The following is a 10,434-nucleotide window of genomic DNA, read 5'->3' as shown; positions in this document are numbered from 1 at the left end:
CCACGCGGTATGACAAGCTCGCCGTCCGCTACGAGGCCGTCCTCCACATCGCCGTCATCAACGACTGGCTGACCTGCCTTTGAGACACGCCCTAGTACGAGCGCCGGCGACAGCAGCACCGTGAGAACGATCATTACGACGAGTCCGGACGACGATACCCCGCTCACCGGGGACCGTCGCCATTTCGTCGCCGCCGTCCAGTCGGTCCCGCTCCACCAACGTGCCCGATCAGATGGACTCTCGGGATCCGGATACCAGCCTGGCGGTGAACCTGGTCCTGGTGGCTCGGAGCGCATGGCCCGAGTGTGAATCTGGAATGGGATCCCTTCCACCCTCGGTCCCGAGCTGCAATGCAACTGTTAGCGGTGACGGTGGGTGCCATGCTGACGACGAAAGGGGCGCTGCAAGCCGGCGGCAGATCGGATGTCCGTGAGACTTTTGATCACATCGCATCGCGTTGATGGGGCGGCCAGGCCTGCATGGCATGGTCGGCTATCTGGGTCAGGGTCTCTTGGGTGGCGCCATCTCTGGCTTGTTGGGACATGCCCTGGATGACTGCGGCGAAGTAGTGGGCGAGGGCCTTGGGGTTGGCCGTGGCGGGGAGTTCGCCGTCCGACTGGGCCTTCCGCAGACGGGCCTCGAAGCGCTTCAGGTTGGCGTTGCGCAGGTCGCGTAGGTGCGTCTCCACCTCGGCGTCCTGCGGTGTCACGTTGGTGGCGGCGCTGATCGTCAGGCAGCCGGCCGGGTGGGACCGGTCGGCGTAGACCGCTGCGGCCTCGTTGAGAATGCGGGCGATGGCCCCGCGGGCGGTGGGTTCTCCGGTGAGGGCGTTGGCGATGAACGCGCCCTCGGGGGAGCGGCCGTAGGCCTCCACTGCCTCTCTGAAAAGGGACTTCTTGTCGCCGAAGGCCGCGTAGAGGCTGGCCGGCCTGATGCCCATCGCGCCCGTCAGGTCCCCGATGGATGTCGCCTCGTAGCCGCGCTCCCAGAAGAGGCGGACGGCTGCGGTCAGCGCTGCGTCCCGGTCGAAGGTGCGGGGGCGTCCTCGTGCCATGAGTCTCATTGTAGAGCGTTCGCTCAAGAACTCGTGTTACTGTTTCTTGAGCGATCACTCAAGAAGGGGCGTGTGATGGGAACGTTGGACGGCAAGGTCGCGCTGGTCACCGGTGGCAGCCGGGGGATCGGGCGGGGGATCGCCGAGCGGCTCGGGAGTGACGGGGCCGTGGTCGTCGTCACCTATGCGCGGGAGGAGGCGGCGGCCGGGGAGGTCGTTGAGCGGATCCGCAAGGACGGCGGGCAGGCCTTCGCGATCCAGGCCGAGTTCGGGCGGCATGGTGATGCCCGTGCGATGTGGGACGCCTTCGACGCGGCGGTCGAGCGGCCTGGCGTCGACATCGTCGTGAACAACGCGGCCATCGGACGCAGTTCGGATCTGGAGTCGCTCACCGAGGACGAGTTCGACCGGCTCTTCGCCGTGAACGTTCGGGCGCCCCTCTTCGTCGTCCAGCAGGGCCTTTCGCGGCTGCGGGACGGCGGCCGGATCATCAACATCTCCAGCGGCACGGCCTCGCTCGCGTTGCCGGAGATCATGGCCTACGGGGCCACCAAGGGGGCGCTCGACACCCTCACGCTCAACCTCGCCAAGCAACTCGGGCCGCGGGGAATCACCGTGAACTCGGTCGCGCCCGGCATCGTGGACACCGACACCAACGCCGGATGGCTGCGGGGAGATCAGGAGGCGCAGGCGTACGCCGCCTCTCTGTCCGCGCTGGGACGGGTCGGGCAGCCCGAGGACATCGCCGGTGTCGTCTCCTTCCTGGCGTCCGACGACGCCAGTTGGATGACGGGACGGGTCGTCGACGTGACCGGTGGCACCGGGCTGTAGGGACTGGCGTCCGCCCTCGTGGCCTGTGCGGGGGCGGGCGTCACCTTCAGGGTGGCCGGAAGTGGCGAGTACGGGCGGGCCCGGGAGTGGCGTCCTAGCATCGGTGCAGTTGGCCTGTGGGCTGGGCGCGGGTGGGGGCCTCGATGCAGCATGTCGTTCCGTTGGAAGCGCGTGACCCTAGACAGGTCGGCGACTTCCAGCTCCTCGGCCGCCTCGGCGTCGGCGGCCAGGGCGTGGTGTATCAGGGGCGCGGTCAGGACGGGACGCTCGTCGCCGTCAAGCTCCTCCATGAACAGCTGGTCGCCAGCCGCGCCAACCGGCACACGCTGGCGAGGGAGCTGGAGGCCGCCCGTCGAGTCGCGCCCTTCTGTACCGCCCAGGTCATCGCGGCCGACTTGGAGGCCGAGCGCCCGTACGTGGTGAGCGAGTACGTCGATGGCGCGTCCCTGCAAGAGGTCGTGGAGTTGGAAGGGCCACGGAAGGGCAACGCGCTGCACCGGTTGTCGGTCGCGACGGCCACCGCACTGGTCGCCATTCACGAGGCGGGGATCGTCCACCGCGACTTCAAACCGGCGAACGTTCTGCTCGGCACGGACGGGCCGCGCGTCATCGACTTCGGGATCGCGCGCCTCTTCGAGACCACGACGACGCTGACGGGCAAGGTTGTCGGGACCCCCACGTACATGTCCCCGGAACAGGCCGCCGGGGAGCGGGTCGGGCCGGCGACCGACGTGTTCGCCTGGGGCGGGGTCATGACGTACGCCGCCGTGGGGCAGCCGCCCTTCGGGCGCGGGCCTATGGCCGCCGTCATGGTCCGCCTTGCCCATGAGGAGCCCAGCCTCGGCGACCTGCCGGAGCCGATGCGTGGCCTGGTCCTGAGCTGCCTGGAGAAGGATCCGGCGCGCCGGCCGACCGCCCACGCGGTGCTGATGCGCCTCGTCGCGGCGTCCGGGGAAGCGCCCGCGAACTTGCAGGCGCCGCCCGAGACGCCTGCGCCGTTCCCGGAGCCGGGGCCCGCGCGCAACATCACCCGATCCGAGCCCGACACTCGGCCCGGCGCTCTGTCGTCGGACACGAACCCGGAGCCCGAGCCGGAACTGGTTCCGCCTGCGGCGGCTTCCGATCGACTCCTCATCCGGCGTCCCGCACTCCCCAGAAAGCCCTCGCTCTGGTGGTCGGCGCTTTCGGCGGTTGCGGCCCTGCTCCTCGTGGCCGGGTTCCTCTTCGTGCAGAGCGTGCGGAACGGCTACTACATCGGGGAGGAGAACGGCAGGGTCGTCCTCTACCGGGGCGCGAAGGAGACGGTGCTCGGCATCCACTTCTCCAGCAAGGCGGCGAGCAAGGACCAGCCGAATCCGCCGATCATGCTTGAAGACCTTCCCTTGAACCTGCGGCAGCAGGTACATGACACGTATGCCGTGGAAGGGCCCGAGGGAGTCCGCGCCTTGGCCGACCGGGTGTGCAAGTACAGCCTCGTCGAGGACGAGGGCAAAGTCGCCATCGTGAAAGGACGAGGGCAGGTCGACTGCCGCCAGGCCAAGGTCACCGCCAGCGACTTCCCGGTGGCTGAGCTGCCCAGGTCGGACGCGGCCGCGGTGGCGGGCGGGAAGCTCGTGTACGTCGGGCGTGCGGCGGCCGGTGCGGCGCTCTCCCAACTCGGCGCGCGGCGGGACGCGTGCAAGGCATCGGCCGAGCCGCTCCTCCCCGATTGCCCGAGCGCGCCGGGATAGCCTGACAGTAGAACAAGTTCTTGTTTTCCGGGGCGGCAGGGTCCAGTCTTGGGCTCATGGACCTGGTTGCTCTGGAAGAGATCCGGCGGCTCAAGTACCGCTACCTGCGGTGCGTCGACCTGAAGCTGTGGGACGAGTTCGCCGACGTCTTCACCGAAGACGCCGTCGCCGAGTACGACACCCCCGTGCTCAACAAGACGCTGCGCCTCGAAGGGCGGGACGCGATCGTCCAGTACATGCGGGAGAACCTGGACGACGGGAAGATCAGCACCCACACGGCCGGATGCCCCGAGATCGAGCTGGACGGCGACCGCGCCACCGGGATCTGGTCGCTGGACGACACCATCATCATCCCGGAGCACCGCCTGCTCATCCGGGGCGCCGCCTTCTACTACGACACCTACCGGCGCGAGGACGGGCGGTGGCTCGTCGAGAAGACCGGGCACCGGCGGACGTACGAGTACATGGTGTCCCTGGACGACGCCCCGAGCCTGAAGTTCACCACCTCCCATTGACCGGGACCCGGGCATTGACCCGTACTTAGAACGAGTTCTAACGTCCGGTCCGCAGTGTCGCGTCCGCGAACGGCGCTCGCGCCCCGCGTCCTTGAGGAGTGTCCGGTGGCCACCGACTCACCAGAAGGCAAGACGACCGATTCGTTCGAAGCCGCGACGCGCGCGTTCGCCGACGCGGTGGTGGAGGCGGAGCGCATCATCCGCGCCGCGCCGCACGTCAAGACCGACCAGGACCTGGCCGAGGGGCTCGACTACCTCGCCGGCAGCATCAAGGCGTCGCTGCACATGGTCGGCGCCTACCAGCAGGACTATCCGTTCTTCGCGTCCTCCACCGGGCCGTACACCAAGCTGGGCCTCGACAACCCCGACACCCTGTACTTCCACGCCTACATCCGCGACGACGCCGAATACGTGGTGACGGGACGCCGGGGCACCACCGCCGATCTGAGTTTCCAGGTCATGAACGGCGACTACTCGCCCACACAGTCGCCCGACAGCCTGACGGCATTCGACGACCGGGAACTCGACATCGCCGAGGACGGTTCCTTCCAGCTCCGCTTCGGGCCGCCCAAGGACGACGCCGGGCCTGGCTACGTCACCCTCCCCAAGGGCGCGGCGATGCTCATCGTCCGGGAGGTGTTCAGCGACTGGGAGAGCGAGCGGCCGGGGGAGATCCGCATCCACCGGGCCGACACGATCGGGACCTCGCCGCTGGCCGTCCCCGCCGAGCGGATGGCGCGCCGCTACCAGATCGCCGGGAAGATGCTGGTGTCCAGGATCCGCACGTTCCTGGCCTTTCCCGAATGGCACTACCTGCAACTGCCGGTGAACACGCTGACCGAGCCGCGGCCGACGCCCGGCGGGCTGGCCACCCAGTTCTCATCGGTCGGGCATTACGACCTCGATGACGACGAGGTCATGGTCATCACCGCGCCGGCGACCGAGCGGGACGTGGCGCCCTACCAGGGCTTCCAGCTCGGCAGCATGTGGTACATCTCGCTCGACTACATCAACCATCAGACGAGCCTCACCGCCGACCAGGCCCGGATCGACGAGGACGGAAAGATCCGGTACATCGTCAGCGAGCGCGATCCGGGGCTCGCCAACTGGATCGAGCGGACCGGGCACCGCCGCGGCTACCTGCAATTCCGCTGGCAGCGCCTCGCACGCGACCTCACGCCCGAGGACGGGCCCACGGTGGAGGTCGTGAAGTTCGACGACCTCCCGAATGTCCTCCCGTTCTATGAGAAGCAGCGGGTCACTCCGGAAGAATGGGCTGAGAAGATCGCGGCCCGTCAGGTCGCCGTCGCGAAGAGGATGCTCGGCTGATGGCGGGGCTGCTCGAAGGCAAGGCCGTCGTCATCTCGGGCGTCGGGCCGGGGCTCGGACGCGGGCTGGCGTTGCAGTGCGCCAAGGCCGGCGCGGACGTCGTGCTCGCCGCCCGCAACGAGGAACGGCTCGCCGAGGTCGCCAAGGAGGTCGAGGAGATCGGTCGCCGGGCCGTCACTGTCCCGACCGACATCAATGACGCGGCGGCCTGCGAGCGGCTCGCCGCCACGGCCCGGGAAGCGTTCGGGCGGGTGGACGGCCTGGTCAACAACGCCTTCGCCACTCCGCCGCTGACCGATCTCACGAAGGTCGACCTCGACGCCGTCCGGGCCGGGTTCGAGACCAACGTGCTCGCGGCGCTGCACCTGACGCGGTTGTTCGTGCCCGCGCTCGAAGAGCACGGCGGGTCCGTGGTGATGGTGAACTCGGCGGTGCTGCGGCATTCGCGGCGGACGTTCGGCGCCTACAAGATGGCCAAGGCCGCCCTGCTCGCGATGGCGCAGAACCTCTCTACCGAGCTCGGGCCGCGCGGTATCCGGGTGAACACGATCGCGCCCGGATACATCTGGGCCGACAACCTCCAGTGGTACTTCAACCACCTCGCCAAGAAGCGCGGCGTCACGGTGCAGGAGGTCTACGACGAGAACGCCGCCACGACCGACCTGCGGAAGCTGCCCGAGCCCGACGAGGTCGCCGATGCCGTCGTGTTCATGCTGTCGCCGCTGGCGCGGGCGGTCACCGGGCAGTGCCTGGACGTCAATTCCGGCGAGTGGCACCACTAGGAGAGGGCGTTTCGATGAGTGCGGGTCGCGACAGCGTCGGGACGGTCGAGGATCTCCACGCCTCCGCCGCCAGGGTCACCGGCATGGACGGCTTCGGTGACGACGACTACCTCGACGGGCTGAAGGTGCTGCTGGAGTCGCTGGCGAAGGACGCCGGGCTCACCCCGCTCGGGAACAAGGCGCAGCGGGCGATGCTGCGGGGCGCGCTGGCCGCCCGGCAGTTCTCCGAGGCGGCCTGGAAACGGCATCCCGAGCACGCGGACGTCCCGATCGAGCGGCCGATCTTCGTCACCGGCCTGCCGCGGACGGGTACGACCGCGCTGCACCGGCTGCTCACCGCCGACCCCGCCCACCAGGGCCTCGACCTGTGGCTCGCGGAGGTGCCGCAGCCGCGGCCGCCGCGCGAGACCTGGGCGGACGACCCGGTCTTCCAGGCGATCGACGCCGGATACCGGCGGCACCACGTCGAGAACCCCGAGTTCATGGGCGTCCACTACATCTCGGCCGACTCGGTCGAGGAGTGCTGGCAACTGCTGCGGCAGAGCATGCTGTCGATCTCGTTCGAATGCCTGGCGCACGTGCCGGGCTACTCGTCCTGGCTCGCCGGGCAGGACTGGACGCCCGCCTACCGCCGCCACCGGCGCAACCTCCAGCTCATCGGGCTGAACGACGCCGGGCGGCGGTGGGTGCTGAAGAACCCGAGCCACCTCTTCGCCCTGGACGCCCTCCTCGACGTCTACCCCGACGCGCTCATCATCCAGACGCACCGGACGCCGCGCACCGCGATGGCGTCCATGTGCAGCCTCGCCGCGCACGCGACCGCCGGATGGTCGGAGACGTTCACCGGCGCCACGATCGGACGAGACCAGCTCGACCTGTGGAGCCGAGGGCTCGACCAGTTCCGCGCCGAGCGGGCACGGCACGACCCCGACCAGTTCGCCGACGTCCACTACGACGACTTCGTCCGCGACCCGATCGGCACCGTCGAGGGCGTCTACGCGCGGTTCGGGCTGCCGTTCACCGACGAGGCCCGGACGGCGATGGCGCGGCTGCACGGCGAGAGCTCCAGCGGTGCCGCGAAGCCGTCCCACCGGTACTCGCTCGAAGACTTCGGCCTCACCGCGCAAGAGGTGGACGAGCGCTTCGCCGACTACACCGCCGGCCTTCGCGCCTGACCGACCCGCACCACCCACCAGAGCCCCGCCGGTCCCGCGGCGGGGCTCTTCCGGCGTTCGGCCCGCCGCCACACACGCCTTACTGCCGTGTTTCCGAAGAGTGAGCACCGGGAAGCTGAGGGTAGTCGGGCGTCGTTCCCGCCCGGCCGTCCGGGCCGGGCGGCGCGTCCGGCGAGGGCGGGCGACCCGGGCCGCTGGGACCCCCTTGACATCTTCCGCAACAGCCAATCCGTGAAGGCATAGAGGGACCCGATGACGAAACCGCAGCCGCGCGCGAAGCAGAATCCCAAGCAGAACTTCAGGCAGATCCCGAAGCGGAGCCCGAAGCAGGACCTCAGGCGCAACCGCGCGAGCCTGGTCTACAGGCTGCGCTACGCGGCCCGGAACCCGGACAAGGTGCAGGCGTACCTGTCGCGGCTGGCGCGCGACGCGAAGCTCCGCGCCGCCCACCGCGGCCACATCGCCTACTACCGGGCCGTGATGAGGTCGGACGCCGCCCGCAGCCCGGAGGCCGCCGTCGGCAGCCCCACCCGGGAGCGCTGGCTGAAGCTCGGCCAGATGCAGTTCGACTACCTGCTCAAGCACGGGCTGAAGCCGGACGACCGGCTCCTGGAGATCGGCTGCGGGAACCTTCGCGCCGGCTGGCGGTTCATCGACTACCTGGACCCCGGCAACTACTACGGCATCGACATCTCGCCCGACATCCTGCTCGCTGCGCAGCACACCCTCGCCGAGCAGGGGTTGCAGGACAAGCTGCCGCACCTGACCCTCGTCGACGACCTGAAGCTGGGCTTCCTGCCGTCCGGCCGCTTCACGGTCGTGCACGCGCACAGCGTGTTCAGCCACTCGCCGATCGAGGTCATCGACGAGTGCCTCGCCCACGTCGGCCGCGTCCTCGCGCCGGGCGGCTTCTTCGACTTCACCTTCGACCGGACGGAGGGCAACGAGCACCACGTCCTGCGCGAGGACTTCTACTACCGCACGGAGACGCTGACGGCGCTCGCCGAGAGCCACGGGTTCACCGCCCGCTTCATGGACGACTGGGAGGAGCTTCCGCACGGCCAGTCCAAGCTGCGCGTCACCCGTCCCGAGTCCTGACGCCTTCGGCCGTCACCGCGGGTTGCGGATGGCGACCACCGTCTTCTTGGGCAGCATGCGCACCGTGAAGTGGCGCGGGCTGAACTGGGACGGACTGAACCTGAGGTCGCCCCACGTCCATGCGGGCGCGTTCTCGTGCATCACGAAGACGTCGATGCCGCCGAAGCGCGTGTTCGCGGACGCCTTGGCGAACGCTTCCGGGTCCTGGACGCCGGCCAGTGCCGCCAGGGCGTCGTGGCGGTCGTCCCAGTGGCTCGTGCTGGCCGCCGCGGTGCGGTCCACCGCGATGTAGCCGGGCCACGGCAGGTACGCGAACAGGCGCTCGTCGTAGGAGAGGGTGCGGGGCGCGGCGCCGCGGCCGAGGACGTCCTCCACCGCGCGCTCGACCGGCTTCACCGGGAACCACCGGATGCGGGGTTCGGCGGGCGCGAACTCGGTGCGCTTCCCGTTGGGACGGGGCTCGGCATGGGCCAGGACGGCGTAGCGGTGGGTGTCGGCGACCTCGGCGATGTCGGTGCCGGCGTCGAGGGCCGGCGGCGTCCATTCGCGCCAGTACGTGAACGCCGACCAGCCCACCAGCGCGGCCAGCGCCGCGGCGGTGACGCCGTGCGGGATGGTGTCCCGGGTGGCGAACCGCCGGACCAGGCCGGGCCCGCCGTGGACGATCGTGAGCACCCCGGCGATCGCGAGCAGCACCGTGATCATCCGGTCGGTGTGGTAGAAGAGCCCGGTGTGGTCGGTGAAGACGTAGCGCAGGGCGGCGACCGCGCGGTACAGGTAGGCCCCGGCGGTCAGGCACAGCAGCGGGGTGGCCCACCAGGTGGTGCGGCGGTACCAGACGGCACCGGCCAGGCCGACCAGTTGCAGGAGGCCCAGCGGGGTGGCGTCCAGGAACGGGAACGGGTTGCTGGTGATGGCGGGCGCGGGGAACTGGTCGGACACCATCTGCCCGCCGTCGCGCAGCAGCGTCCAGCCGTAGGGCACCAGGTACCAGCTCGCCGTCACCGCGGCCACCGCGACCACCCTGGCCAGGTACAGCAGGTAGCGGCGGCGGTCGTCGGACGCCCGCCAGGCCAGCCACGCCAGCACGAGGATGCCCGCCGCGCCCCACAGCATGAACCCCAGGTAGGTCGCCACGATGAGGCCGCCGAGGATCCCGGCGGGCAGCCAGTGCAGCCGCCCGCGCGGCGGGCGGCCGAACGTCGCCGGGACCCACGGGATGAACACGGCCAGCGCGACGACCTCGTGCGCCTTGCGCGGATCGCCGAACGCGACCAGCGAGGCCGCGGCGATGGCGAGCGCGGCGGGCGCGGGCACCAGCCGCGCCCACAGCAGGAACGCCAGCAGCACCGCCCCCGAGATCGTGAGGGTCTGCGCGTCGCCGAGCACCTGCCAGGCGTTCAGGCCCAGCAGCGCGGACGCCCTGCCCACCACCCACGGGAACAGCGGCGGGTACTCGGACGGCACCCCGGCGACGATCCCGTCCGTCGGGACGGCGGTGGCGCTGTAGCGGGTGACCATCGCGCTCATCCGGCCCTCGTCCCCGAGGAGACCGGCGAACCCGAACGGGGTGCCGTGCAGCGTGCTGCGCAGCGCGAGCACCACCCACGCGGCCAGCAGCCCCGCCGCCACCCCGGTCAGCGGTTCGGTGCGGAGCGGGACACGCCACCGGCGGGGCCGCGCCGCCGCGACCGCGAGCGCGCCGGCCAGCAGCACGCCCCCGGCCGCGACGGGCAGCACCGCGCCGCGCGGGGTGAACGGGTTCTCGTCGGCGAGGGCGGGCAGCAGCATCGCCACCGGCGCCATCACCAGCCAGGTCACCACCGCCGCGGCCGCCGTGTACCGCATCGGCGGGACGTCGGAACGCCCCACCGCCGCCGCCCCGTCGGCCGCTGGTGAGTCGAGTTCCGTCATGCCGGG

10 protein-coding genes are annotated in these 10,434 nt (G+C 70.3%); 7 read left to right on the top strand and 3 right to left on the bottom strand.

Annotation, left to right across the window (positions count from 1 at the left end):
* Positions 1 to 296 (bottom strand): DUF2510 domain-containing protein (locus tag CHF16_RS42230; protein WP_143228189.1); only part of this gene is annotated, 296 nt, incomplete at its 3' end.
* Positions 297 to 442: 146 nt separating this feature from the next.
* Positions 443 to 1,054 carry a TetR/AcrR family transcriptional regulator gene (locus tag CHF16_RS31625; protein ID WP_245869593.1) on the bottom strand — a complete coding sequence of 204 codons (612 nt, stop codon included), beginning with the start codon at positions 1,052 to 1,054 and terminating at the stop codon, positions 443 to 445.
* 75 nt (positions 1,055 to 1,129) lie between these two features.
* Between CHF16_RS31625 and CHF16_RS31620 the strand changes: the two genes are divergently transcribed.
* From CHF16_RS31620 to CHF16_RS31590, 7 genes are all read left to right on the top strand, one after another.
* Positions 1,130 to 1,885 carry a glucose 1-dehydrogenase gene (locus CHF16_RS31620; protein WP_089329825.1) on the top strand — a complete coding sequence of 252 codons (756 nt, stop codon included), beginning with the start codon at positions 1,130 to 1,132 and terminating at the stop codon, positions 1,883 to 1,885.
* A 143-nt stretch (positions 1,886 to 2,028) separates the two neighbouring features.
* A complete protein-coding gene (locus CHF16_RS31615; protein WP_089329824.1) occupies positions 2,029 to 3,615 on the top strand; it encodes a serine/threonine-protein kinase in 1,587 nt (528 codons plus the stop codon).
* 56 nt (positions 3,616 to 3,671) lie between these two features.
* Positions 3,672 to 4,130, top strand: coding sequence for a nuclear transport factor 2 family protein (locus tag CHF16_RS31610; RefSeq protein WP_089329823.1), 459 nt, complete (start codon positions 3,672 to 3,674; stop codon positions 4,128 to 4,130).
* Between the two features lie 105 nt (positions 4,131 to 4,235).
* A complete protein-coding gene (locus CHF16_RS31605) occupies positions 4,236 to 5,459 on the top strand; it encodes a hypothetical protein (RefSeq protein WP_218826935.1) in 1,224 nt (407 codons plus the stop codon).
* A complete protein-coding gene (locus tag CHF16_RS31600) occupies positions 5,459 to 6,241 on the top strand; it encodes an SDR family oxidoreductase (RefSeq protein ID WP_089329822.1) in 783 nt (260 codons plus the stop codon). Before CHF16_RS31605 ends, CHF16_RS31600 begins: the two co-directional genes overlap by 1 nt.
* Positions 6,242 to 6,255: 14 nt before the next feature.
* Complete coding sequence (locus CHF16_RS31595; RefSeq protein ID WP_089329821.1) at positions 6,256 to 7,416, top strand: sulfotransferase family protein; 1,161 nt, start codon at positions 6,256 to 6,258, stop codon at positions 7,414 to 7,416.
* Between the two features lie 252 nt (positions 7,417 to 7,668).
* Complete coding sequence (locus tag CHF16_RS31590) at positions 7,669 to 8,514, top strand: class I SAM-dependent methyltransferase (protein ID WP_425427527.1); 846 nt, start codon at positions 7,669 to 7,671, stop codon at positions 8,512 to 8,514.
* A 12-nt stretch (positions 8,515 to 8,526) separates the two neighbouring features.
* On the opposite strand, the gene CHF16_RS31585 is transcribed toward CHF16_RS31590, so the two are convergent.
* Positions 8,527 to 10,428 carry an arabinofuranosyltransferase gene (locus tag CHF16_RS31585; RefSeq protein WP_089329820.1) on the bottom strand — a complete coding sequence of 634 codons (1,902 nt, stop codon included), beginning with the start codon at positions 10,426 to 10,428 and terminating at the stop codon, positions 8,527 to 8,529.
* Positions 10,429 to 10,434 lie beyond the last annotated feature (6 nt).

It is taken from the genome of Actinomadura meyerae (assembly GCF_900188445.1).
Taxonomy (GTDB): Bacteria; Actinomycetota; Actinomycetes; order Streptosporangiales; family Streptosporangiaceae; genus Spirillospora; species Spirillospora meyerae.
Note: the sequence above shows the minus strand (reverse complement) of the source record. Positions and strands in the feature narration are given on the sequence as shown.

Excerpts from the sequence above, each read along its gene's own strand:
- CHF16_RS31600 (WP_089329822.1), top strand. The coding sequence starts at position 5,459 with ATGGCGGGGCTGCTCGAAGGCAAGGCCGTCGTCATCTCGGGCGTCGGG.
- CHF16_RS31620 (WP_089329825.1), top strand. The coding sequence starts at position 1,130 with ATGGGAACGTTGGACGGCAAGGTCGCGCTGGTCACCGGTGGCAGCCGG.
- CHF16_RS31615 (WP_089329824.1), top strand. The coding sequence starts at position 2,029 with ATGCAGCATGTCGTTCCGTTGGAAGCGCGTGACCCTAGACAGGTCGGC.
- CHF16_RS31590 (WP_425427527.1), top strand. The coding sequence starts at position 7,669 with ATGACGAAACCGCAGCCGCGCGCGAAGCAGAATCCCAAGCAGAACTTC.
- CHF16_RS31595 (WP_089329821.1), top strand. The coding sequence starts at position 6,256 with ATGAGTGCGGGTCGCGACAGCGTCGGGACGGTCGAGGATCTCCACGCC.
- CHF16_RS31610 (WP_089329823.1), top strand. The coding sequence starts at position 3,672 with ATGGACCTGGTTGCTCTGGAAGAGATCCGGCGGCTCAAGTACCGCTAC.
- CHF16_RS31585 (WP_089329820.1), bottom strand. The coding sequence starts at position 10,428 with ATGACGGAACTCGACTCACCAGCGGCCGACGGGGCGGCGGCGGTGGGG.
- CHF16_RS31625 (WP_245869593.1), bottom strand. The coding sequence starts at position 1,054 with ATGGCACGAGGACGCCCCCGCACCTTCGACCGGGACGCAGCGCTGACC.